A 23,508-nucleotide genomic window follows, 5' to 3' on the forward strand; every position below is an offset into this window, starting at 1 on the left:
TCCCTGCCCGCGCCCGCGGCCGGACCGGAGGCTCGCAGCGTCCGGCCCCGTGCCGGGAGGACCCAGGAGACCACCGTGCTGACCGCCCACCTCGACCGGGAGACCGTGCGCGCCGCCGTCGCGCTGGCCAACCGCGCGCCGTCCGTGCACAACTCGCAGCCCTGGCGCTGGCGGGTCGGGCAGTCCACCGTGCACCTGTTCGCCGACCCGGACCGGGCGCTGCCGGTGACCGACCCGGACGGGCGGGGGCTGCTGCTCAGCTGCGGCGCCGCGCTGCACCACCTGCGGGTGGCGCTGCGGGCCGCCGGCTGGGCGACGCGGGTGCACCGGCTGCCCGACCCCGCGGGCACGCGGCACCTGGCGGCGCTGGAGCTCTCCCCGGCGGAGCCGACCGCCGGCGACCGGGCCCTGGCCCGGGCGATCGCGCGCCGCCGCAGCGACCGCCGCCTCTTCTCCACCTGGCCCCTGCCCGCGGAGCTCCTCGACGACCTGCGCCGCGCCGCCGCCGGCCAGGGAGCCTCCCTGGTCGGGCTGGACGCCGCCCGCGAGTGGGAGGTCGCCCGCCTGGTCGAGCGGGCGGCGGCCGAGCAGGCGCTGCTCCCGGGCGCCGCCGCGGAGGTGGCCCGGTGGAGCGGCCGGGCGCGCGGCGCCGACGGCCTCCCCGCGGTGCCCGGGGACCTCCCCGCGTTGCCGGTGCGCGCCGTCCACGACCCGGCCCCGGAGGTGCCGGCCCGTGGCGGGTCCGGCGGGACCCGGCTGGCGGTCCTGGCCACCGACGGCGACCGGGCCGCCGACCGGCTGCGCGCCGGCGAGGCCCTGAGCGCCGTGCTGCTCGCCGCGACCGCGGCCGGCCTGGCCACCGATCCGGTCAGCCAGGCGCTGGAGGTGGCCGCGACCCGGGAACGCCTGGCCGCGGGCGTGCTGCCCGCCGGTCACCGGCCGCAGGTGCTGCTGCGGCTGGGCTGGGGCCCGGTCGGCGGGCCGGCGGTCCCGGAGACGGGCCGGCGACCGGTCGAGGACACCATCGACGCCCTCGATGCCCCCTGGTGACGCCGGCCCCCCGGTGACGCCGGCCCCCGGGTGACGCCCGCGGGCGCCCTCAGCCGGCGAGCCGCTCCAGCGGCACGGCCGCCAGCAGCCGCGCCCACCACGGGCGCCGCGGTGCCGGGGCCGGCGGGGGTCGCCGCCGCCACAGGCGGCGGGACGGGCGGACGGCCAGCGCGCCGCCCCGCAGGCTCACCCAGCCGCCCGGCCCCATCGAGACCGCGGCCTTCGGCCCCGGCGGGCGGGCGGCCAGCCGCCGCGCGACGAGGACGGCCCCGACGACCAGCTCGGCCGTCGTCAGCACGCGGGTGGCGTCGACCACCGGGTGCCAGCGCACGCGGCCGTCGCGGACGACGAAGGCGCCGAGCGGTCGCCCGCCCGACATCGCAGCGTCGAGCGCGCGCCCGTCCTCCCCGCCGCCGCCCGCTCGGGTCGCGGTGTGGGTGCGCACGGCCGCGGCGGGGATCACGGTGGCGCCGTCGCGCTCCACCGGCCGGTCGAACGCGAGCACCTGCCGCACCCGGTCGGCGGCCGCACCGGTCTGGGTCATCGGTGGTCTCCCTGCCTCGGCGGAACCCTCCCCCACACGCTGGCACCGCGGCGGCGGGCGGCGCCGGGGCCGGAGGTCCCGAGGGGTGCGGGCCGTCCGGCCGGGACCGCCGCCGCGACGGTCGCCCGCCGACGCCGCGAGGCCCCCGCGGCCGGTGGCTGCGGGGGCCGGTGCCCGGGAGGGACGGCGGATCAGGCGGCGTCGGGCGGGGACTGCGCCCACAGGTCGGGCCCGAACACCTCGTACCGGATCGCGGTCGCCGGCACACCGCGGCGGATCAGCGTCGCCCGGGCGTCGCGCATGAACGGCAGCGGGCCGCACATCAGGACCTGCACGCCCTCGGGCAGCGGGACCTCCGACAGGTCCATCCGGCCCGCCCGCACGCCGCCGGCACCCTCCGCGGCGTCCTCGTACCAGGTGAGCGCCGCGAAGTCGGCCAGCGCGGCGCCGAGCCGGGTGACGTCGGCGCGCAGTGCGTGGGCCTGCGGGCTGCGGTCGGCGTGGGCCACGACGACCGGCCGCGCCGGGGTGGCGGCGGCCAGCTCCTCCAGCACGGCCACCGCCGGGGTGATGCCGATGCCGGCGCTGACCAGCAGCAGCGGGCCGTCGCCGGGCGGCACGGTGAGGTCACCGGCGGGGGCGCTGACGTCGAGCACGTCCCCGACACCCACGGCGTCGTGCAGGTGCGTGGAGACGACGCCGGCGGGACGGCCCTCGGCGGCGGCCACGCGGCGCACGGTGATCCGCAGGCCGGTGTCCGTGGTGCCGGACACCGTGTACTGGCGCGGCTGACGGCCGCCGTCGGGCAGGTCGACGGCCACGGTGACGTACTGGCCGGGCAGGTGGGCCGGCAGCGGGCGGCCGTCGGCCGGCTCCAGCAGCAGGGAGACGACGTCGGCGGTCTCCTCCACCCGCTCGGCCACCCGCCAGGGCGTGAAGGGGTGCGCCGGGTCGATCCCGCCGCGCTCGTAGAGCCGCGCCTCCTCGGCGATGAGGGAGACGGCGAACAGCCAGTAGACCTCGTCCCAGGCCGCCGCGACCTCCGGGGTGACCGCGTCGCCGAGCACCTCGGCGACAGCCGCGATCAGGTGGTGCCCGACGATCGTGTACTGCTCCGGCCGGATCCCCAGGGAGACGTGCTTGTGCGCGATCCGCTCGAGCACCGGGGTGAACGACGGCGCGTCCGGGTCGATGAGCTGCACGGCGTAGGCGACGACGGACGCGGCCAGCGCGCGGCTCTGCTCCCCGTTGGCCTGGTTGCCGGCGTTGAACACGCGGCGCAGCTCGGGGTGCTCGGCGAGCATCCGGGGGTAGAACACGGCGGTGATCGCCGCGGCGTTCTCGGCCACCACCCCCGCGGTGGCGCGGACGACGGCGGTGGACTGCTCGGACAGCATCGGTGCGGGCTCCTGTGCTTCGGGGGGCGGCCGGCCGGTCGGCGCCGCCGGTCCTCACCCTCCCCGCCCGGACGACTGCGGGCCGTAGGCGGACGGCTCCGGTCCGCGGGACCAAGGTCCCGGCCGGGGCGCATCCGCACCACCCGTCCCCGCCCGTCACCGGGGCGCGGACGGGCCCTGGTCCCTCCGCCGGAGGACCTCCGCCCCTGCCCGGACGCGGCGGCGCCGGGGTCGGCTGGGTGCCGTGCCCCTGCCCCGTCCCCCGGTCCTGGTGTCCCTGCGCGCGGCCGTCGCGCGGCGGCCCGTGCCCGCCTTCGTCGCGCTGGCGCTGGGGCTGAGCTGGACCGCGTGGCTGCCGCTGCTGGCGCAGACCCAGGGCTGGCTGCCCGGTGGCCCGTGGCCGGCGCTGCACCTGCTGGGCAGCCTGGGGCCGGCCGCCGCCGCGGTCGTGGTGGTCGCGGCGACGGACGGCCGGGCGGGTCTGGCCGGCCTCGCCCGGCGGGCGACCGCCTGGCGCGGGCGGCGGCGGGCCTGGGCGTTCGTGCTGGCCGTGCCCCCGCTGCTGCTGCTGGCCGCCGCGGTGCCGGCGGCGCTGGCGGAGGGCCGCTCCCCCGGCGACCTGGACTGGTCGGCGTTCGGCCGCTCGGACGAGTTCGCCGGCCTGCCGCCGGGCGTCTTCTGGCTGGCGAACCTGGTGTTCTTCGGCTTCGGCGAGGAGGTCGGCTGGCGCGGGTACCTCCAGCCCACCCTGGAGCGGCGGCGCGCGCCGGTGCCGGCGGCCAACCTCGTCGCGGTGGTCTGGGCCGCCTGGCACCTCCCGCTGTTCGGCATCACGCCGAGCTACCGGGCGATGCCCGCCGTCGGGTTCGTCGGCTTCGCCGCGAGCATCTGGGTGGCCTCGTGGGTGTTCGCCTGGCTGCTGCGGGTGGGCCGCGGCAGCCTCCTGGTGGTCGCCGTCTTCCACGCCTGGTTCGACGTCGTCACCACCTCCCCCCTCGGGCCCGCCGCCCTGCCCACCGCGATGGGGGCCGGCATGACGCTCGTGGGCCTGGTCGTCCTGCGCCGGCTGCTGGCCGCCGGGCGGTCCGCCGGCCCGGTGCCCGCCGACCGTCCGCCCGCGACCCCCCGCGGGCGCTGACGGCGACCGCGGCCGCCGGTGTGGCCGCGTGCTGCCCGCGGAACCACCCGGAGGGCTGTGCGGAGCGCCCCACGATCGGTAGCGTCGGTGACCCAGGCCACAGTCGGAGGTGGGGGACGCACATGACGGCGACCGAGCAGCGCACGGCCCCGACGCAGCCCGCGGCCGCGCCCGACACGGCCGGGGCGCCGCCCGAGCACGTCGACGTCCTCGTCGTCGGTGCCGGGGTCTCGGGGATCGGCGCCGCGCACCACCTGCGGGAGCGCTTCCCCGAGCGCTCCGTCGTCCTCCTCGACGCGCAGGACCACCACGGCGGCACATGGTGGACCCACCGCTACCCCGGGGTGCGCTCCGACAGCGACCTGTTCACCTACGGCTACCGCTTCAAGCCCTGGCGCGGGCCGTCCATCGCGGCCGGCGGGGCGATCCTCGAGTACCTGGACGAGGTCATCGCCGAGGACGGCCTGGCACCGCTCATCCGCTACCGGCACCAGGTCACGTCGGCCTCCTGGTCGACGGCCGACCGGCGCTGGACCGTGCGGGTCACCCGCCTGGACACCGGGGAGGAGCTCACCCTCACCACGGACTTCCTGTGGATGTGCCAGGGCTACTACGACCACACCCGCCCGCACCGCCCGCAGTGGCCGGGGATGGAGCGCTACACCGGCCGGGTCGTGCACCCGCAGCAGTGGCCCGAGGACCTCGACCTGGCCGGCAGACGCGTCGTCGTCATCGGCTCGGGCTCCACCGCCGCGACGCTGATCCCCGCGATCGCCGCCGAGGCCGAGCACGTGACCATGCTCCAGCGGTCGCCGTCGTACTTCCTCGCGCCGCCGCTGACCAACGAGCTCGCGACGACGCTGCGCCGGCTGGACGTCCCCGAGGAATGGACGCACGAGATCCTCCGCCGCGCCTACAGCGCCGAGTTCGGCGAGCTGGCCCGGCTGGCCCACGAGGCCCCCGACGAGCTGCACGCCTTCCTCATGGAGTCGATGAAGCCGCTGCTGCCCGAGGGCTTCGACGTCGAGAAGCACCTGACCCCCCGCTACCGGCCGTGGCAGCAGCGCATCGCGATCGTGCCGGAGGGCGACCTGTTCGCCGCCCTGCGCGAGGGCCGGGCCTCGATCGTCACCGACACCATCGAGACGTTCACCGAGACCGGCATCCGGGTCGGCTCCGGGGAGGTGCTCGAGGCCGACGTCGTCGTCTCCGCCACCGGCTTCGACCTGTCGGTCCTCGGCGGCATCGCGTTCACCGTCGACGGCGAGGCGGTGCACTTCCCCGACCACGTCACCTGGCGCGGCCTGATGATCGACGGCATCCCGAACATGGCCTACGTGTTCGGCTACTTCCGGCACAGCTGGACGCTGCGGGTGGACCTCGTCTGCGACCTGGTCCTGCGGCTGATGGAGAAGATGCAGCGCGAGGACGCGACGATGGTCGTGCCCACACTGCGCGCCGAGGACGCCGGCATGCAGCTGCGCCCGTGGTCGGACCCCGAGGACTTCAACGCCGGCTACGTGATGCGCTCCCAGCACGTGCTCTTCCGGCAGGGCGACCGCGACCCCTGGACCCACATGCACGAGCACGCCGTCGAGGCGGAGACGCTCCCAAAGGCCGACCTGGACGACGGGACGCTCGTCTTCCGCTGACCTGCCCCGGCGGGAGCCCCGACCGCCGGCCCCACCCCCGTGAGGAGTCCCCATGCCGCAGACCGCCGTCGCGACCGGAGTCACGCTCGAGTACGAGACCAGCGGCGAGGGCGACCCGCTGCTGCTGGTGATGGGGACCTCCGGCTCGATCGCGCTCTGGGGCGAGGTCGTCCCGCGACTGGCCGAGCACCACCGGGTGATCGCGTTCGACAACCGCGGCCTGGGCGGCAGCGAGCGGGGCGAGGGCGCGATCTCGGTGGCCTCGCTGGCGGCGGACGCGTCGGCCCTGCTCGACGCGCTCGAGGTGCCGCGGGCGCACGTCCTGGGCTGGTCCCTGGGCTCGGCGATCGCGCAGGAGATGGCGCTGGCCCGGCCCGAGCAGGTCGCCTCGGCCGTCCTCTACGCCACCTGGGGCCGCTGCGACGGCTTCCAGCGGTCGGTGCTCGCCGCCCTGCGCCTCCCCTACGTCCACCGCGACCTGGAGTCGGCGCTGGCGACGGCCGGGCTGGCGTTCTCCCCGCAGGCCCTGGACGACCCGCAGTTCGAGGCGATGCTCGGGCCGATGCTGCCGGCCTTCCCGCAGGACGAGGCGCAGATGCAGGTCACCGTCGAGCAGTGGGACGCCGACCTGGCCCACGACAGCCTCGACCGGCTCGGCGGCATCACCGCGCCCACGCTGGTCGTCGTCGGCGAGCAGGACCTGCTCACCCCGCCGTGGCAGGCGAAGGCCGTCGCGGACGCGATCCCCGGCGCGCGCTACGAGCTGGTCACCGGCCCGGGGTCCAGCCACTGCCTGCACCTGGAGCGCCCGGACGACCTGCTGCGGATCGTGACCGGCTTCCTCGCCGGGCAGGGCGCCGCGCCGGTGGGGTGAGCGCTCAGGCCGCGCTGCCGCCGAGCGACCGCTCCGCCAGGGCGTCGGTGAGCAGCGCGACCAGCGCCTCCAGCTGCACGTCGGTCGAGGACGACACCTCCTCGTCCGAGCCGTCCAGGGCGCGGGCGGCCAGCCCCGCCTTGCTGTCGATGAGCTCCGCGATCCGGGCGTCGAGGGTCTGCGCGGCGATGATCCGCCACGCGGTGACCGGCTCGGTCTGCCCGATGCGGTGGCTGCGGTCGATCGCCTGGGTCTGCTCGGCGTCGGTCCAGGACAGCTCGGCCAGCACCACGTTGGACGCCACCTGCAGGTTCACGCCCACGCCGGCCGCCGTCAGCGAGCAGACGGCCACCGCGACCCCGGGGTCGGTGACGAAGGCGTCGATGTGGCGCTGGCGGGCCGACGGCGTCTGGTCGCCCCGGATCGAGGAGAACCGGATCCCCTGCCGGGTGAAGGACTCCTCGGCGGCGTCCATGACGTCCACGTGCTTGGCGAAGAACACGACCTTGCCGGCGCTGCGGGCCAGCTGGGCGGCGTAGTCCGCGGCCAGCTCGGCCTTGGCCCGGCCGATCCGGCGCATCATCCCGAACACGTTCTCGCCGGTGCTGGTCGCGGCGTCCTTGAGCTCGGACCGCGCCACGCGGCGCACCAGGTCCAGGTCGAGGGCCGGGCCGCCGTCGGCGTCCTCGTGCACGACCGCGCCGGTGCGGCGGGCGGCGTGCGCGGTGTCGTACTGGGTGACCATCCGGCGGACCAGCTCGCGCTCCGCGGCGCGGATCGAGCGGCCGGCCGCCCCGTCGAGGTCGACCGGGAGGTCGGCGATGCGGCGCGCCGGGATGTCCGCGGCGACGTCGACCTTGCGGCGGCGCACGATGCCCAGGTCGATCACGCACTGGCGGGCGGCGGCGGAGAAGCCGGGGTCGGCCGGGGTGAGGCCGGTGTCCTCGAGCGCGTCCACCAGCAGCTCGCGCGGGCCGTCCTCGTCGATCCAGCCGAGGAACTGCCAGATCGCCCGGAAGTCCTCGATGTCGTTGATCAGCGGCGTGCCGGTCAGCGCCATGAGCAGCGGCCGGGTGGTGCGCAGCCGCAGCCGCTCGGACAGCGCGAGCACGTGCTGAGAGCGCTGGGAGCTCTTGTTCTTGATGAAGTGCGCCTCGTCCACGACCATGCCGCGGAACCCGAAGTCCCCCAGCCAGCCGACGTGGCGGTCCAGCACCTCGTAGTTGACGACGACGACGTCGGCGAAGCCGTCCACGCTGCCGCCGTCGCCCTGCACCACGGTGGCCGGACGGTGCGGCGTCCAGCGGGCGGCCTCGCGCGCCCAGTTGGTCTTCACGACGTTGGGGACGACGACCAGCAGCGGATAGGCCTCGGCGGCCTCGGCGGCCAGCAGCGCCTGGGCGGTCTTGCCCAGGCCCGGCTCGTCGGCCAGCAGGAACGTGCGGTGGCCCTCCGCGGCGGCGGCCACCAGCTGGCCCTGGTGCGGCATGAGCTCCAGCCCGGGCGGGGTGAACCGCGCGGTCGGGAAGGGCAGCGGCATGCAGGCGGGCGCCCCGCCGGCGGCGCGCTCGAAGGAGGTCAGCAGCGGGCCGATGAGCTCCCACCCGGCCAGCCGGCGCGGGCGCGGGGCCCGGGCGGGGGCGACGGCGGAGAAGTCCGGCGCCAGGAAGGGGTTGGCCAGCTGCCGCGAGATCACCGACTGCGGGACGACGCGGCGCTCGGGGACCGCGGCGACCGCCGGCTCCGCGGGCGGCGCCGGCTCCGGCTCGGGCTCCACGCCCATCTGCCGCAGGAACTCCCGGCGGCGCGACCGCGCGGCGTCGGAGACGGAGGCGTCCTCGGCCAGCAGCGCCAGCAGCCCCGCGTCGCGGACGGCGGTGCGGGCCAGTACCGCGGCGACGCCGTCCAGCCGCTTGAGCTGCTCGGTGCGCCGTCCCTCGCCCAGCTCCACGTCGGTGCGGACGCGGGCGCGCTCCTCGCGCAGCAGCAGCGCCACGGCCTGGAAGGTGGCCCGCACCCCGGCGTCGACCCGGCCGCGCTGGGCGGCCGTCTCGACCTCGCGGACGGTCCGGGCCAGCTCGGAGACGACGTCGCCGCGCTGCCGGCCGCGCCCCTGGGTGCGGGCGGTGCGGCGCGCGCCGCTGTGGCGCTGGCCTGGTCGGGCCACGGGCTCCTCCTCTGCTGCCCCGGCGTGGTCGCCGCGGCGCGTGCAGCACCGGCCCGCGGGTGCGGGGACCGGTGAGCGGCGGGCCCGCCGCCCGCGCGCCGGACCGGCCGGCGTGGGGACCGGCGCCGGGGCCTCGGGACGCCGCTCGCGCGGCCGGTGCCCTGCTCGTGTCAACGCGGGGTGGGGCGCGGCATGCCGCCCCGGTTCCGCCGGGCCGCGGACGGCCCGCTCCGCGAGGGACCCGCTCCGGCGGGTGACCGGACAGCTCGCCCGACGGCGACCCCGCGGTGTGGACCGGCCCATCGTACTGCGCCGGCGCCGCGCCCGTCCGGAGGGACCGGGCGTGGCGTCCCCGGTCAGACCCGGCGCGGGGCGCCCGCAGCCTGCCGCAGGAAGGCGAGGACGCGGGGGTTCACCGCGTCGGGGGCCTCGAGCATCGGCGCGTGGCCCACCCCGGGCACCATCAGCACCTCGCTGCCCAGCCGGCCGGCGATCCAGTCGGCCTCAGCCCGCGGGTCGGGCCAGTCCGGGTCGGCGTCCCCCATGACCACCAGGGAGGGCGCGGTGACCCGCGGCATCCACGGGGCGACGACGGCGTGGTCGGCGCGGGCGGCCGCGGTGAACGCCGCCCACCGGCCCGGCCGGGTCAGCTGCCGTGCCGACTCGGCCGCCCGCGGGGCGGCCCCGGCCCCCAGGCCCGGCCACAGGGTGGCCGCGTAGCGGCGCCAGACCGCCGGCCCCCACGGCCGGCGGAGCAGCACCCGCATGCCCAGCCGGGCGGCCCGGCCGCCACGGTTGCGCAGGAACGGGCCGAACAGCAGCAGGCCGGTCACCGCCTCGGGCCGGCGGCCGGCGGCGATCACCGCGCCCGCAGCGCTCATCGAGGCGCCAGCCAGGTATGCCGGCCCGCCGTCGCCGAGGGCGTCGACCGCCGCCAGCAGGTCGTCGGCGATCGCCTCGTCGCCGTACCGCGGGAAGTCGGCGTCGCTGTCGCCCTGCCCGCGCAGGTCGAGCACGGCGACGCGGAACCCGTGCCCGACCAGGTGGTCGGCCAGCGGGCGGTACGCGTCGCGCATGTCGCCCATGCCGGGCGAGCACACGACGAGCGGGCCCGAGCCGCGCACCTCCGCGGCCACCCGCCGGCCGTCCACCACCACGTGATCGATGTCCACGCCCGCACGCTACGGACGTCCGCCGCGAGCTGTCACCCGGCGCCGGCGCCCGGGCCCGGCCGCTCCGGGCGGCGAACCCGCACGTGAGGACGCACACTCGGGGAGTTCGGAGACCCCCGAGACCCGGAGTGCCCTCGCCGTGAGAGTGACCCGTCCCGCCCTCCTGCTGGCCCTGGTCGGCGTGCTGCTGATCGCCGCCGCCGCGGTCGTCCGGTTCGTCGTCGTCCCGTCGGCGACGAAGCTCCCCGACGACCTCGACGTGACGCTCCGCTTCGAGGGCACCTACGACGGGCTGAACCCGGGGGTCCTCACGGGCGCCGGTGGCGAGGCCCTGCTGTCGGGGGTGCCGATCGAGGCGACCCGCCGCGTGCAGGCCGAGTCCAGCGACGACGACACCGCGATCGTCACCCGCACCGACGAGCGCAGCGTCGGGGACGCCGACCCCACCGTCACCGAGGTGCGCTTCGCGGTGGACCGCGAGACCGCCGAGGGCGGCCCCGCGCCCGACGGCGCCGAGGACGTGACCGCGGCCGAGGGTCTGGTCTTCACGCTGCCGGTCGACCCGTCGACCGAGGACGACGCCTACGTCTACTGGGACCAGGCGACGCTGCAGGCCGCCCCGGTGACCTACGAGGGCGAGGACACCCTCGGCGGTCGGGACGTGTACCTGTACACGTCCGTCGCCGACGGCGAGCTCGCCGACCCGGCGGCGCTGGGCCTGCCGGCCGCGCTGCCCAAGGAGACCCTGGCGGCGCTGGCGCCCGGACTGGCGGGCGTCGTCGACCCCGAGCTGCTGGCCGCGCTGCCGGCGGTGCTGCCCTCGCTGCCCGCCGAGATCCCGATCGCCTGGACGTCGCGGACGACGACCCGGGTGGCGGCCGACCAGGAGCTGGGCGCCACCGTCGCCGGCGGCAGCACGCAGGAGATCACCGGCACGCTCGACCTCGGTCTCACCACGGTCGACGTCCCGTTCGCCACGATCGACCTCTCCTCGACCGAGGACTCGATCGACGAGCGGGGGGCCGACGTCGCCGACGACGCGAGCACGCTGACGACGGTCGGCACGGTCCTGCCGCTGGTCGCGCTGGTGCTCGGCGTCCTGCTGCTGCTGGCCGCCGTCGCGCTCGCCGTCCGAGCCGCGCGCCGCCCCCGCGGCACCCCGCCGCGCGGTGGCGAGGAGGCGCTCGCGCGGGCGGCCTGAGCGCGCCGCGCCGGGGAGTCGGCGACGCGAGGGACCAGGTGCAGGATCCGACAACCGGACGGGCCGGTTTCGTTGATTCGTGGCGATGTGGAGCCGGGTCTCGGTTACGTAACGTCGCGGTCAGCAGCCAGTGCGTACCCCTCCGTCACAGACCGGGGTGCCGCAACGACCGACCGAGGAGCTCCCCGTGTCTTCCTTCTCCCGCGCCCACCTGAGCCTCATCACCGACGGCTGGGGCGCCGCGCCGGCCGAGGCCGCCTGGACCGCGCCGGAGTTCGACACCCGCACCCAGGGCGCCGCGTTCTCCCTCACCGGGGAGCTGCCCGCGAGCACCTGGACCGACGCCGACGCCGGCGAGGAGCCGTGGCGGATGGACGCCCTGTGCGCCGAGACCGACCCCGAGGCGTTCTTCCCCGAGAAGGGCGGCTCGACCCGCGAGGCCAAGCGCGTGTGCAGCGGCTGCACCGTCAAGGCCGAGTGCCTGGAGTTCGCCCTCGCCAACGACGAGCGGTTCGGCATCTGGGGCGGCCTGTCCGAGCGCGAGCGCCGCCGGGTGCGGCTGCAGCGCCGTGAGGGCCTCACCGCCTGATCCGCACCGCCTGACCCGCAGCGCCCGACCCGCACCGCCCGACCCGCCGGGTCAGCGCTCCACGAGGTTGCGCAGCGGGCGGCCGGCCAGCAGCGCCGCCACGTTCTCCGCGACCAGCGCGTCCGCGCCGACCGGCCGGCCACCGGCGGCGTGCGGGGTGAGCAGCAGCCCCGGCGCGTCCCACAGGGGGGAGCCCGGGGGCAGCGGCTCGGTCTCCGTCACGTCGAGCGCGGCCCCGGCCAGGCGCCCCGCGGCCAGCGCGTCGACCAGCGCCGCCTCGTCGACCGTCGACCCCCGGCCCACGTTCACCACGTACGCCGACGCCGGCAACGCGGCCAGCCGGCGGGCGTCCAGCGCGTGCCGGGTCGCCCCGGTGGCCGGCAGCACCATGACGAGGACGTCGGTGCACGCGAGCTCGGCCTCCAGCTCGTCCTCGGCCACCACCGGGAACCCCGCCCGCTCCCCCGCGCTCCGGGCCACGCCGCGCACCGAGGCGCCCAGCGCCCGCAGCACCGGGGCGAGCGTCGCGCCGATCGACCCGAAGCCCCACACCAGCACCCGCGCGCCCAGCAGCGTGGTCACCGGGCCCTCGGGGTGCAGCGGCTGGAGGCCACCGAGCTCCCGCGCCCACCGGTGCGCCGCCTGCGCCCGCGCGGCGGCCGGCAGCCGGCGCACCAGGGAGAGCACCAGCGCCACGGCGTGCTCGGTGACCGGCGCGTCGTGCAGCCCCGCCCCCGAGGTGACGGCGACGCCGGCCGGGAAGCCGGCCGCCAGCACCGCGTCCGGCCCGGCGGCCAGCGACTGCACCCAGCGCAGCCGCGGCATCTCCCCCGCCACGGCGGCCAGGTCCGCCGGCCGGTTGCCCCACACCACGAGGGCCTCGGCATCGCGGTGCCCGGCGGGGACCGGCGCGGCGACCGGGTAGGTCACCGCGGTCACCCCGGCCGGCAGCTCGGGGGCCAGCGGCAGCGAGTCGGGCAGCAGGAGCTTCACCGGCCCCGCCACACCGGCGGCCGCTTCTCGGCGAAGGCCGACGAGCCCTCGCGGGCGTCCTCGCTGTCGAAGACGCCGCGGGTCAGCTCCGCCTGGCGCGCCCAGCCCTCGTCCCAGCGCCAGTCCGCCGCCCCGCGGGCGACGGCCTTCGTGGCCGCCACCGCCAGCGGGCCGTTGGCGGCGATCGTCGCCGCCAGCTCCAGCGCCGCCGCCAGCGCGCCGCCCTCGGGGGTCACCCGGTTGACCAGCCCCATCTCCGCCGCCCGCGCCGCCGTCACCGGCTGCCCGGTGAGCAGCAGCTCCATGGCCAGCGCCTGCGGGATGCGCCGCGGCAGCGCGAGGGCCGCCCCGCCGGCCGCGACCAGCGCCCGGGTCACCTCCGGCACGCCCAGGCGGGCGGTCTCGGCCGCCACGACCAGGTCGCAGGCCAGCAGCAGCTCGAACCCGCCGGCCAGCGCCCAGCCCTCGGCCGCCCCGATCAGCGGCTTGCGGGGCGGGGTGATCGTGATGCCGCACAGCCCCCGGCCCTCGATCGTCGGGCTCTCGCCGCGCAGGAACGCCTTGAGGTCCATGCCGGAGGAGAACGTCCCCCCGGCGCCGGTCAGCACACCCACCCGCAGGTCGTCGGAGGCGTCCAGCTCGTCGGCGGCCGCGGCGACCGCGCGGGCGACCCGGGCGTCGAGCGCGTTCCTCGCCGCCGGCCGGTTGAGCGTCACCACCAGCACGCCGTCCCGGCGCTCCACCAGCACCACGTCGTCGTCCACCACGCGGGACCTCCCTCCTCGACCCGGGACGCGGCCGCGCCCGGCGGGCCCATCGTGGGGCATCCGCGGCGCCGTCGCCGCGCGTGCCCGACGATGGCGGGACCGTCCCCGACGCAGAACGGAGCCCCGTGTCCGACGCGCCGCCCCCCGCCGACGCTCCCTTCGCCGACGACTTCGACGGCAGCGACCTCGATCCCGCCGTCTGGGTCCCGCACTACCTGCCGCAGTGGAGCTCGCGGGCGGCCTCCGCCGCCGCCTACGAGGTCACCGGCTCCGGCCTGCGGCTGTACCTCCCCGAGGAGCACCCGCTGTGGTGCCCCGACGACCACCCGCCGCTACGGGTGTCGGGCGTGCAGTCCGGCGTCTTCTCCGGGCCGGTCGGCAGCACCGTCGGCCAGCAGCCCGTCCGGCCGGGGGCGGTCGTCCGCGAGGAGCAGCCGGCGCACTGGGGGTGGACGCCGCGCTACGGGCGCCTCCAGATGCGGGCGCGGGCGACGCTGACGCCGCGGTCGATGGCCGCCTGGTGGCTCGTCGGCCTGGAGGACCGGCCCGAGCGCTGCGCGGAGCTGTGCGTCATGGAGGTGTTCGGCGACGCGCTGGGCCGGACGCCGGAGGGCCGCCCGACCGCCGCCGTCGGCATGGGCGCCCACGCCTTCCGCGACCCGCGCATGGTCGAGGACTTCGCGGCCCCGCGGCTGGAGATCGACGTCACGCAGTTCCACACCTACGCCCTCGACTGGCACCCCGACCGCGCCGACGTGCTGGTCGACGGCGAGGTGGTGCGCACCGTGCACGTCACGCCCGACTACCCGATGCAGACGATGCTCGCGGTCTTCGACTTCCCGGAGCGGGCGGTGCCCGGGGAGCCGTACACCGAGCCGGAGCTCGTCGTCGACTGGATCCGCGGCGAGCCGGCCCGTTGACGCCGGCACTCAGTCGAGCAGCGGCCGCAGGTTCTCGGTCCACACGTCGGCGCCCACCCGCACCACCAGCGCGGTGACGACGACGAGGAAGGCGACGCGGATGAAGCGGCTGCCGCGCGCGGTCGCCGTCCGCGAGCCGAGGTAGCCGCCCAGCACGTTCGCCGTCCCCATCAGCAGGCCCAGGCCCCAGAGGACCGACCCGTGCGAGGCGAACACCAGCAGCGCCCCGACGTTCGTGGCCACGTTGACGATCTTGGCCTTGGCGCTGGCGGCGAGGAAGTCGTAGCCCAGCAGGGACACCATCGCGAACACCAGGAACGAGCCCGTGCCGGGCCCGAGGACCCCGTCGTAGAAGCCGATGACGGCGCCGATGCCGGCGGCGGTGCCGTGGTGACGGCGGCCGGCGTACCGCAGCGCCGTCGCCTCGCCGAGCGCCGGGCGCAGCGCGGTGAACAGGCCGATGCCCACCAGCGCCACCACGATCACCGGCTTGAAGACGGCGGCCGGCAGCAGCGCCGCCACCGAGGCCCCGGCCGCGCTGGCGACCAGCGCGAGCCCCGCCATGGGCAGCGCCGTGCGCAGGTCGGGGTGCACCCGGCGCGCGTAGGTGACCGCGCTGGTGGTGGTGCCGAACACCGACGACAGCTTGTTGGTGGCCAGCGCCTGCACCGGGCTCAGCCCGGGCACCAGCAGCAGCGCGGGCAGCTGGAGGAGGCCGCCGCCGCCCACGACGGCGTCGATCCATCCGGCCGCGAGCGCGGCGAGCAGCAGCAGCGCGAGCGTGGTCCCCGTGAGCCCGTCGGGCAGCAGGACGTCGGTCATCCGCGCCTTCTCACCAGCTGCCCTCCCACGGACACGACACGGCCCCGGCGCGGGGGATCGACGGCCACGCCGGGACCGGTGGCCCGGTGCTACCCCGCGAGAGGGCGGTGAACCCTCCTCGGACCAGTCTCCCGGCAGGCCCCGCCCGGGGCGGCCCGGGGTGGTCGCCCCGCGCCCGCGCCGGGCCGCGCCCGCCCGGGCCGTACCCTGGACCGGCACGGGCCCGGCCCGGATCACCCCGGCCCGGACGACCTGGCCCCGCGCCGCAGCGCGGTCCGCCCACCCCAGGGCGTCGACCCCCGCGCGCCCCGTGCACCCGACGTCCCCGCCTGCGAAGGACCCGCCCCGCCCGTGAGCTCACCCCAGTCCGCCACCGCCCGACGCCGCGACCGCTCCCGGCGCGACTCCCCCGCCCGCACCGCCGCCCGGGAGGAGCGCCTGGCCCAGGAGAGCTGGGTCGAGGGCGCCGCCCCGAGCCTGCCGGTGCGGTCGGTGCGCCCCGAGGAGGTCGTGTTCCACCTCGGCCCCACCAACTCCGGCAAGACCTACGAGTCGCTGCAGGCGCTGGCCGCCAGCGGCTCCGGCGTCTACGCCGCGCCGCTGCGCCAGCTGGCGCACGAGGCCTACGCCAAGCTCTCCGCCGGGCTGCCGCCGGGCACGGTCGGGCTGTCCACCGGCGAGGAGGAGATCGACCCGGGCGCCCCGATCGTGTGCTGCACGGTGGAGAAGGCGCCCATGCGCGGCGAGCTGCTGGTGCTCGACGAGTCGCACTGGGTGGCCGACCCCGAGCGCGGCCACCACTGGGCGCGGCTGCTGCTCACCGGCGAGTACCGGGAGATGCACCTGATCTCCGCCGCCGAGGCCTACCTGCTGCTGCGGCCGCTGGTGTCCGACGCCGAGCACCTCACGGTGGTCAACCACAAGCGGCTGTCCCGCCTGGACGTGCTGCGCGCCCCGGTCCGCCCGGAGACCGTCCGGCCGCAGACGCTCGTGGTCGCCTTCAGCCGCAAGAACGTCTACGCCGTCGCCGCCGCGCTGCACGCGCACCGGCCGGGCCGGGTCGGCGTCCTCTACGGCGCGCTGCCCCCCGCCACCCGCCGCGAGGTCATCGAGCAGTTCACCGACGGCGAGTTCGACGTCCTGGTGACCACCGACGTGATCGGTCACGGCATCAACGTGCCGGCGACGACGGTGCTGTTCGCCGAGACGACGAAGTTCGACGGCGAGCGGGTGCGCCCGCTGCGCTCGTGGGAGACCGCGCAGATCGCCGGCCGTGCCGGCCGGTACGGGCTGACCGGCCACGGCCAGGTCGGCGTGCTCACCGGCGTGGTGGGGCTGCGCCCGGACCAGCGGCTGCTGGCCGAGGGCGCCGCGGTCGCCCGCGGGGACGCTCCCAGCGACCTTCCCCGGCGCGCGCCGCGCCTGCGCCCGGAGCTCGACGACCTCGGCGCGTCCGAGCCCGCCGACCTGCCCGAGGCGCTCACCCGCTGGATGGCGTGGGCGCGGGCGGCCACCCGCGACGAGGCGATGACCGCCGACGACGTCAGCAGCCTGGTGCTGCGGGTGCAGGCCCTGCTCCCGCTGCTGCGCGGCCCGCTGGGCGCGGCCGGCGACCTGGACACGGTGTGGCGCCTGGTCAGCCTCGCCATCGACTACGACCCGCCGCGCCGCACCCGCTGGCTCACGCTGGCCCGCGCCGCGCTCGAGCACGCCGTCGGGCTGCCGGTTCCGCCGGAGACCGTGCTGCCCGACGTCCCGCGCGGGGGCACCGTCGAGGACTTCGAGCAGGCCGCCGCGGCCGCCCGGGACGCCCAGACGCTGCTCCGCCGCTTCCCCGGCGTGGCCGGACTCGACAGCGACGACGCCGCCTGGGTGGAGGAGGAGTGCGCCGAGAGCATCTCGCTGCTGCTCCCGCGGGCGATCTCCTCGGTGCGGGCGGCCGCCTGCCGCGACTGCGGCCGCCCGGTCGCCCCGCAGTTCACCACCTGCCGGCCGTGCAGCGCGCCCGCCGGCCGCGGCGACGACGACCGCCGTCCCGGGGGCCGCCGCGCCGCCGGTCGGGCCGCCGGCCGGGCGCTCGGCGGGCGGCAGGGCGGGCCGCGGGGCCGGTCGCGCCGGGGCTGACCCCGGCGCCCGGCGGTCAGGCCGTGTCGGGGGTGATCGTCGTCCGGGAGCGGTACTCGAGGTCGCCGTACTCCGCGGCGTGCCGGCCCATCCAGGCGGCGACGAACGGGCACAGCGGCAGCACCCGCATCTGCTCGCCCCGGATCGAGTCCAGGGCGCGGCGCACGAGCTCCGAGGGGATGCCGCGCCCCGCGAAGCCGGGCAGCACCTCGGTGTGGGTGAGGACGACGAGCTCCGGCGTCCGGATGTACTCCGCGATCGCCGCGAGCTCGCCGTCGACCCGCGCCTCGAAGCGGCGCCGGTCCGGCGCCTCCGTCACGTCCACCTGCACGGGGAGCCCTCTCCGTCGTCCGCCGCCCGCCGGGTCAGCGGTAGTTCACGTGCACGTGGTCGTAGTGGTTGGCCGTGGCGCCGCCGCGGTCCTCCATCGTCGACCACGAGCCGCCCGGTGACTGCAGGATCCGCTGCTCCCAGATGATGTACTCCACGCCCAGCTCGTCCCAGTGCGCGACGTGGTACGCGACGATCGCGTCGCCCAGCGACGCGTTCGTCAGGACCATGTAGTCCAGCGCGTTGCCCGACGGGTGCCCGTGCGGGTCGGTCGCGCTCGGCCGGGTCCCGCCGAGGGTGATCGAGCCGGCGCCCGGCACGTTGCTGACGACGACGTCCGCGGCAGCCTGCACCCGCGAGGACACCGGGCCGGCCGTGTTGTTGATGCGCGCCACCGCGGTGGCGGCGGTGCTGGCCGCCACGGCCGCCGACCCCCCGCCGCTGCCGCCGGCGGTCCCGCGGGACTGCGCCGCCGCGGCCTCGGCGGCGCGGGCGGCGGCCGCCTCGGCCTCGGCCTGCGCCTGGGCGGCCGCGGCGGCCGCCGCGGCCTCGGCGGCGGCCCGCTGCTGGTCGAGGACCGCCTGGTCGGCGGCGGCCTGGGCCTGCGCGGCGGCGACCGCCTCGGCCTCGCGGGTGCCGCGGCTGGCGGCCAGCTCCGACAGCGGCTGCAGGTCCGGCTCGGCGGCGGCGGGCGTGCTGTGCGCGGTGAGGCCGAGGGCCTGGGCGACGCTGACCGAGCCGCTGACGTCGGCGTCGGCCTCGGCGTGCGCCGCCGGGTCCACGCCGATCAGGACGTTGACCAGGACGGCCCCGGCCGCGGCCACCCCGAGGTAGACCCCCGGTCGGCGGCCGACGACGGCGCGGGAGCGGCGGCGGGCCGACGCGCGGCGGGCCGCGCGGTCGGGAGCGGCCGGCAGCACCTCCGTCGGGACGGCGGCGGTCTCGGTGACCGCGTCCTCGGTGGAGGCGGCGGCGGGGGCGGTGCTGGGCTGGGCAGGGTGGGACACGGGGAGGGCTCCGGGGGTGCGCGGGCAGCGGCGAGCTGCGGATGTGCGGGGGCAGCGGCGACCGGACCGGCGCACGACCCCGGCAGCCTCCGGGCGGAGGGCGGGGCGGTGGCGGTCGGCGGGTCGCGGGGCCTCAGCCGCGCGGGCGCACCCGGCTGCGGGAGTACGGGGTGCGGCGGGGTCGTGCGGGGGTACTCAAGCGCGCCACGTGGCGGCTCTCCGTTTCTTCCGTCGGCCGCCTACCGAGTTAGCTGACGGGTTCGGGCGGGAAGCGGCCCTACCCGTCCCCGGACGTGCGGGACGGGATTCACCCCAGTACTGCGGTGGGTCCCCGGCTCGCCCCGGAGGGCGACTCGGCGGCGTCCTCCGGTAGACCCCGGACGGGGCCCCTGGGGCCGGAGGGACGCGGCCACCGTAGACGCGTTACCGGGTCGTGACAATCGCGGCGGCCCGCGCCCGGGACCGCGGGCACCACTCCCGGCCACGCCGCCGCGGCCCCGGCCGGCGGGGCCCCCACACCCCGGCCGGACCGCCGTGACCAGCCGCCCCGGCGCCCCGTGCGACCGGCGGGCAGCGGCGGGACGACCGCCGCGACCGGCGCCCGACCACCCCCGCCGGACGGCCGGGGCCGTGCGGAGCATCACAGCGCGGACCCGTCCGGGTGGCCGGCGGGCCCGCGCTGCGCTCCGGAACGGGTGACGGGCGGGCCACTGCTGTCAACGGGGCGCGACGGGATCGGTAAGTTGCCGACCCAGCGGGCCGCAGCGCGCACGTCGGGAGGCGCGCTCAGTGGATGTCCCGCGAGGGAGAGGTGCAGTCGTGGCAGCCGTTGACGCCGTGCTCGACGAAGCAGGGGTGAAGAACAGTCGCGTCCGCGACTTCGTCCGCCAGTGGGCAGAGCACACCGGTGCCGCCCGGGTGGAGGTGGTCAACGCCTCCGACGACGCCCGGCTGATCCAGGAGGCGCTGGAGGCCGGGGAGCTGCTGCCGGCCGGGGAGGGCCGCTACTACTCGCGCAGCCACCCGAAGGACACCGCCCGCTCCGAGGAGCGCACCGTCGTCGCGACCAACGACGAGGCGGACAAGGGCGTCTACAACAACTGGAAGCCGGCGTCGGAGATGCGCCCGCTGCTGACCGAGCGCATGAAGGGCGCCTCGGCCGGCAAGACGATGTACGTCGTCCCCTACCTCATGGCCCCGCCCGGGTCGCCGCTCGAGCAGTACGCCACGGGCGTCGAGCTGACCGACACGCGCACGGTCGTGCTGCACATGAACCGCATGGCGCGCGTCGGCGTCCAGTACGTCAACGACCTGGCCGACCAGGACAGCTTCGTCCGCGGCGTGCACGTCACCGGGAACCTGGACGAGCTCGGCCACGGCACCGCCGACGACCAGCGGTACTTCGTCACCGTCGCCGACGAGCGCACGATCCTGCACTACGGCTCGTCCTACGGCGGCAACGCGCTGCTGGGCAAGATCGCCCACGGCCTGCGCCAGGGCGCCTACGACGGCTGGCGGTCCGGGGAGTTCCTCGCCGAGCAGTTCATGCTCCTGGGGATCACCGACAAGCAGACCGGCCGCAAGTACCACGTCTGCGGCGGCATGCCCAGCGCCTCGGGCAAGACCAACCTGGCGATGACGCTGGCCCCCGACGTCCTCGGCGACCGCTACCACGTCACGTTCTACGGCGACGACATCGCCTGGCTGCGGGTCGACCCCGAGGACGGGAAGATCTACGCGATCAACCCCGAGTACGGCGTGTTCGGCGTCGCCAAGGACACCAACGAGGCGACGAACCCCACGGCGGTCGAGGCGATCACCGAGGGCACCGGCACGATCTTCACCAACGTCGCCTACAACGAGCAGACCGCCGACGTCTGGTGGGAGGGCAAGACGCCCGAGCCGCCGGCCGACGTCACCGGCTGGCGCGACTGGCAGGGCGCGCTCATCAGCGAGCGGTCCGAGGCCGACCGCGGTGCCCCGTGGGCGCACCCGAACAGCCGGTTCACCACCACGCTGGCCAACGTGCCCAACCTGGCGCCGGACTTCGACAGCCCCAAGGGCGTGCCGGTCGACGCCATCATCTTCGGTGGCCGCACCCGCGACCGCGAGCCGCTGATCCGCGCGATCACCGACCTCGCCGAGGGCGTCTACGACGGTCTCACCCTGGGCGCCGAGGCGACCTTCGCCGCCGAGGGCACCGAGGGCGTGCTGCGCTACGACCCGATGTCGATGCGCCCGTTCATGGCGACCCCCGAGGCCACCTACGCCGCGCACTGGCTGAAGGTCATCGGGGCGGCGAAGGAGCAGCCGCTCTTCGCCCACGTGAACTGGTTCCAGCGCGACCCGCAGGACGGCCACTTCCTGTGGCCCGGGTACCGGGACAACCTGCGCCCCCTGCTGTGGCTCATGCAGCTGAAGAACGGCGAGGTCACCGGCCGGCAGACCCCGGTCGGCATCGTGCCGCTGCCCGAGGAGCTCGAGCTCGACGGCGTCGACCTGCGCGACGGCGACCTGGAGAAGCTCCTCACCATCGACACCGAGCGCTGGTGCCAGGAGATGGGCCACCGCGAGGAGCACCTGAAGCTCTTCCCGGGCATGCCCGAGCCGATCTGGGAGGCCCACCGCCGGGTGGCCGCCGCGCTCGACGCCGAGCGGGAGCAGTGACCGGCCCCGCCTGAGCACGACCCGGGACCCCCGCAGCCGACCGGCTGCGGGGGTCCCGCCGTCTGCGGGCTCAGCCGGCGTCGGCCCAGGAACGGACGACGGCGACGTCGAGCGGGAAGTCCACCGGGAAGTCGCCGAACAGCAGCCGCCCGGCGGTGGCCGCGGCGGCGCGGACCTCCTCGACCACCGCGCCGGCCAGCTCCTCCCGGGTGTGGACGACGACCTCGTCGTGCAGGAAGAAGACCAGGTGCGGGCGGTCCTCCAGGCGCCCCTCCCCCATCCGCCACAGCCGGTTGCGCAGGTCGGCCAGCCAGCACAGCGCCCACTCGGCGCCGGTGCCCTGGACGACGAAGTTGCGGGTGAACCGGCCCCAGGCGCGGCGCTCGCGGTCGCGGTCGGCGCGCGGGCCCGACTCCTCCGGCGCCTCGCCGAGGTCGACCGGGCGCTGCGCCCAGGCCCCGCCGGGAGCCGGTGACCCGCGGCCCAGCAGGGTGTGCACCACCCGGCCGCTCTCCCCCGCCCGCGCGGCCTCCTCCACCAGCCCGACGGCCCGGGGGTAGCGGCGGGCCAGCCGGGGCAGCATGCGCCCGCTCTCGCCGCGGGTGCCGCCGTACATCGCGCCGAGGATGCCGAGCTTCGCCTCCGCCCGGGTCGCCACGGCGCCACCGGCGACCATGCCCTCGTAGAGGTCGGCGGCCCGGGCGGCCTCGGCCATCGCGGTGTCGCCGCTCATCGCGGCCAGCACGCGCGGCTCGAGCTGCGCGACGTCGGCCACCACGAGCCGGTGCCCCGCGTCGGCGACGGCCGCCGGGCGGACCACCGCGGGCACCGACAGGGCGCCGCCGCCCGAGGACGCCCAGCGGCCGGTGACCACCCCGCCGGGCAGGTAGGTCGGCCGGAAGCGGCCGCCGCGGGCCCACGTGTCCAGCCACGCCCACCCGTTGGCGGCCAGCAGCCGGGCCAGCCGCTTGTACTCCAGCAGCGCCGGGACCACGGGGTGCTCGAGGCGCTCGAGCGTCCAGGACCGGGTGTCGGCCACGGGCAGTCCGGCCGCCTGCAGGGACCGCAGCAGGTCGGCCGGGGAGTCGGGGTTGAGGTCGAAGGCGGCCAGCGCGACCCGGACCTCCCCGGCCAGCCGCTCCAGGACGGCCGGGCGCAGCCCCGCCGGCGGGCGCGGGCCGAGCAACCCGGTGAGCAGCCGGTCGTGCACGTCGGCGCGCCAGGGCAGCCCGGCGGCGGTCATCTCGGCGGCGACCAGGGCGCCGGAGGACTCCGCGGCCAGCAGCAGCGCCAGCCGGCCCCGCTGCGGGGAGGCGGCCACCACCGCCCGCTGCCGGTCGTCCTCCGCGGCCGGGTCCAGCGCGTCGGCGGGGTCGGCGAGCGGGAAGAGGGCGGCGTCGGGGTCGCCGACGGGGGCGAGCGCGTCCCAGCCGGCGGTGTCGGGGCCGGCGAGCAGCGCCTGGTCGGCGAAGGGCGAGCGCCGCAGGACGGCGTGGCACAGCCGCAGGTCCGTGCAGCGCTCGACGCGGACCCCGGCCGCCAGCAGCGCGGGATACCAGCGGGTCGTGTCGTCCCAGACCCAGCGGACCCCGCCCGCCTCCCGGTCGCGGACCCAGCCGGCCAGGTCGCCGGGGTCGATCGCCGTCGGTACCCCGGGGGCGCCGTCGTCCGGCCGTTCCTGGGCGGACACGCCGCCGCCCGGCAGCCGCCGGAGCAGGACGCGGTGCACCCCCGCAGTCTCGCCGAGGGCACCGACGCGCACGGCGCACGGCGCGCTGCCCCCGGAGCCCGGGTCCGGCGGGGCCGGGCCGGGGTAGCGTCGTCGTGACCCGAGGAGGGCCCCATCGCCGTACACCGCGGACTCTGCGCCGACGCCGAGCTGGGCTGCCCCTGCCGGGGGGACGCCGCCCGGCACGTCGAGCGCGCCGACCAGATCGCCCGGGCCCGGGCGGAGGGCGACCAGGCGGTGGAGTGCCCCGAGTGCGGCGGACCCACCACGCCGCTGGCCATCGCCTCGTGGGGCAACTGCCGCGCCTGCCGGACGGCGCAGTCCCGGGAGACGCACCCGCTGCGCTGGTGACCCCCTGCCCGGGG

The 23,508-nt window shown here is 77.4% G+C and carries 19 protein-coding genes and 1 riboswitch; of the genes, 9 read left to right on the plus strand and 10 right to left on the minus strand.

Going from position 1 to position 23,508, the window contains the following annotated elements:
• The first annotated feature begins 75 nt into the window (after positions 1-75).
• Positions 76-1,050, plus strand: coding sequence for an Acg family FMN-binding oxidoreductase (locus ACI781_RS01585; protein ID WP_456564320.1), 975 nt, complete (start codon positions 76-78; stop codon positions 1,048-1,050).
• Positions 1,051-1,099: 49 nt separating this feature from the next.
• On the opposite strand, the gene ACI781_RS01590 is transcribed toward ACI781_RS01585, so the two are convergent.
• On the minus strand, positions 1,100-1,594 hold the full coding sequence (locus ACI781_RS01590) for a hypothetical protein (protein ID WP_456564321.1): 495 nt from the start codon (positions 1,592-1,594) through the stop codon (positions 1,100-1,102).
• Positions 1,595-1,785: 191 nt separating this feature from the next.
• A complete protein-coding gene (locus ACI781_RS01595; RefSeq protein ID WP_456564322.1) occupies positions 1,786-2,991 on the minus strand; it encodes a globin domain-containing protein in 1,206 nt (401 codons plus the stop codon).
• Between the two features lie 244 nt (positions 2,992-3,235).
• Here ACI781_RS01595 and ACI781_RS01600 point away from each other — a divergent pair, with 244 nt between their 5' ends.
• The 3 genes from ACI781_RS01600 (at position 3,236) to ACI781_RS01610 (ending at position 6,655) form a co-directional block, all read left to right on the plus strand.
• Positions 3,236-4,129 (plus strand): CPBP family intramembrane glutamic endopeptidase, encoded by an 894-nt coding sequence (locus ACI781_RS01600; protein WP_456564323.1) that lies wholly within the window; start codon positions 3,236-3,238, stop codon positions 4,127-4,129.
• 122 nt (positions 4,130-4,251) lie between these two features.
• Complete coding sequence (locus tag ACI781_RS01605) at positions 4,252-5,781, plus strand: flavin-containing monooxygenase (protein ID WP_456564324.1); 1,530 nt, start codon at positions 4,252-4,254, stop codon at positions 5,779-5,781.
• A 52-nt stretch (positions 5,782-5,833) separates the two neighbouring features.
• A complete protein-coding gene (locus tag ACI781_RS01610; RefSeq protein ID WP_456564325.1) occupies positions 5,834-6,655 on the plus strand; it encodes an alpha/beta fold hydrolase in 822 nt (273 codons plus the stop codon).
• 4 nt (positions 6,656-6,659) lie between these two features.
• Here the strand turns inward: ACI781_RS01610 and ACI781_RS01615 are convergent, their stop codons facing one another.
• Both ACI781_RS01615 and ACI781_RS01620 read right to left on the minus strand, forming a co-directional pair.
• Positions 6,660-8,822: a DEAD/DEAH box helicase gene (locus ACI781_RS01615; protein ID WP_456564326.1), complete on the minus strand. Its 2,163-nt coding sequence runs from the start codon at positions 8,820-8,822 to the stop codon at positions 6,660-6,662.
• 356 nt (positions 8,823-9,178) lie between these two features.
• Positions 9,179-9,994 (minus strand): alpha/beta fold hydrolase, encoded by an 816-nt coding sequence (locus ACI781_RS01620; protein WP_456564327.1) that lies wholly within the window; start codon positions 9,992-9,994, stop codon positions 9,179-9,181.
• Between the two features lie 145 nt (positions 9,995-10,139).
• Here ACI781_RS01620 and ACI781_RS01625 point away from each other — a divergent pair, with 145 nt between their 5' ends.
• Complete coding sequence (locus ACI781_RS01625; protein WP_456564328.1) at positions 10,140-11,195, plus strand: porin PorA family protein; 1,056 nt, start codon at positions 10,140-10,142, stop codon at positions 11,193-11,195.
• Between the two features lie 187 nt (positions 11,196-11,382).
• On the plus strand, positions 11,383-11,784 hold the full coding sequence (locus tag ACI781_RS01630; protein ID WP_456564329.1) for a WhiB family transcriptional regulator: 402 nt from the start codon (positions 11,383-11,385) through the stop codon (positions 11,782-11,784).
• Positions 11,785-11,835: 51 nt separating this feature from the next.
• Here ACI781_RS01630 and ACI781_RS01635 read toward each other — a convergent pair whose 3' ends face one another.
• Both ACI781_RS01635 and ACI781_RS01640 read right to left on the minus strand, forming a co-directional pair.
• The gene (locus ACI781_RS01635; RefSeq protein ID WP_456564330.1) at positions 11,836-12,777 is read right to left on the minus strand and encodes an NAD(P)-dependent oxidoreductase; all 942 of its coding nucleotides are present in this window, start codon (positions 12,775-12,777) and stop codon (positions 11,836-11,838) included.
• The gene (locus ACI781_RS01640) at positions 12,774-13,544 is read right to left on the minus strand and encodes a crotonase/enoyl-CoA hydratase family protein (protein WP_456564331.1); all 771 of its coding nucleotides are present in this window, start codon (positions 13,542-13,544) and stop codon (positions 12,774-12,776) included. Before ACI781_RS01640 ends, ACI781_RS01635 begins: the two co-directional genes overlap by 4 nt.
• A gap of 125 nt (positions 13,545-13,669) precedes the next feature.
• On the opposite strand from ACI781_RS01640, the gene ACI781_RS01645 reads away from it, so the two are divergent.
• Positions 13,670-14,464, plus strand: a complete 795-nt coding sequence (locus ACI781_RS01645; RefSeq protein ID WP_456564332.1) for a glycoside hydrolase family 16 protein — start codon at positions 13,670-13,672, stop codon at positions 14,462-14,464.
• 9 nt (positions 14,465-14,473) lie between these two features.
• Here ACI781_RS01645 and ACI781_RS01650 read toward each other — a convergent pair whose 3' ends face one another.
• Positions 14,474-15,286 (minus strand): sulfite exporter TauE/SafE family protein, encoded by an 813-nt coding sequence (locus ACI781_RS01650; RefSeq protein ID WP_456564333.1) that lies wholly within the window; start codon positions 15,284-15,286, stop codon positions 14,474-14,476.
• Between the two features lie 351 nt (positions 15,287-15,637).
• On the opposite strand from ACI781_RS01650, the gene ACI781_RS01655 reads away from it, so the two are divergent.
• On the plus strand, positions 15,638-17,410 hold the full coding sequence (locus tag ACI781_RS01655; protein ID WP_456564334.1) for a helicase-related protein: 1,773 nt from the start codon (positions 15,638-15,640) through the stop codon (positions 17,408-17,410).
• A 16-nt stretch (positions 17,411-17,426) separates the two neighbouring features.
• Here ACI781_RS01655 and ACI781_RS01660 read toward each other — a convergent pair whose 3' ends face one another.
• Together ACI781_RS01660 and ACI781_RS01665 are read right to left on the minus strand one after the other, a co-directional pair.
• Entirely contained in the window at positions 17,427-17,741 is a 315-nt protein-coding gene (locus tag ACI781_RS01660) for a GNAT family N-acetyltransferase (RefSeq protein ID WP_456564335.1), read from the minus strand.
• A 34-nt stretch (positions 17,742-17,775) separates the two neighbouring features.
• Positions 17,776-18,747: a hypothetical protein gene (locus ACI781_RS01665; protein WP_456564336.1), complete on the minus strand. Its 972-nt coding sequence runs from the start codon at positions 18,745-18,747 to the stop codon at positions 17,776-17,778.
• A gap of 221 nt (positions 18,748-18,968) precedes the next feature.
• A riboswitch (cyclic di-AMP (ydaO/yuaA leader) is annotated at positions 18,969-19,116 on the minus strand.
• Between the two features lie 450 nt (positions 19,117-19,566).
• Here ACI781_RS01665 and ACI781_RS01670 point away from each other — a divergent pair.
• The gene (locus ACI781_RS01670; protein WP_456564337.1) at positions 19,567-21,414 is read left to right on the plus strand and encodes a phosphoenolpyruvate carboxykinase (GTP); all 1,848 of its coding nucleotides are present in this window, start codon (positions 19,567-19,569) and stop codon (positions 21,412-21,414) included.
• Positions 21,415-21,484: 70 nt separating this feature from the next.
• On the opposite strand, the gene ACI781_RS01675 is transcribed toward ACI781_RS01670, so the two are convergent.
• Entirely contained in the window at positions 21,485-23,143 is a 1,659-nt protein-coding gene (locus ACI781_RS01675) for a bifunctional 3'-5' exonuclease/DNA polymerase (protein WP_456564338.1), read from the minus strand.
• Positions 23,144-23,508 lie beyond the last annotated feature (365 nt).

This window comes from Blastococcus sp. SYSU D00695, assembly GCF_054050555.1.

Excerpts from the sequence above, each read along its gene's own strand:
- ACI781_RS01590 (WP_456564321.1), bottom strand. The coding sequence starts at position 1,594 with ATGACCCAGACCGGTGCGGCCGCCGACCGGGTGCGGCAGGTGCTCGCG.
- ACI781_RS01595 (WP_456564322.1), bottom strand. The coding sequence starts at position 2,991 with ATGCTGTCCGAGCAGTCCACCGCCGTCGTCCGCGCCACCGCGGGGGTG.
- ACI781_RS01605 (WP_456564324.1), top strand. The coding sequence starts at position 4,252 with ATGACGGCGACCGAGCAGCGCACGGCCCCGACGCAGCCCGCGGCCGCG.
- ACI781_RS01610 (WP_456564325.1), top strand. The coding sequence starts at position 5,834 with ATGCCGCAGACCGCCGTCGCGACCGGAGTCACGCTCGAGTACGAGACC.
- ACI781_RS01650 (WP_456564333.1), bottom strand. The coding sequence starts at position 15,286 with ATGACCGACGTCCTGCTGCCCGACGGGCTCACGGGGACCACGCTCGCG.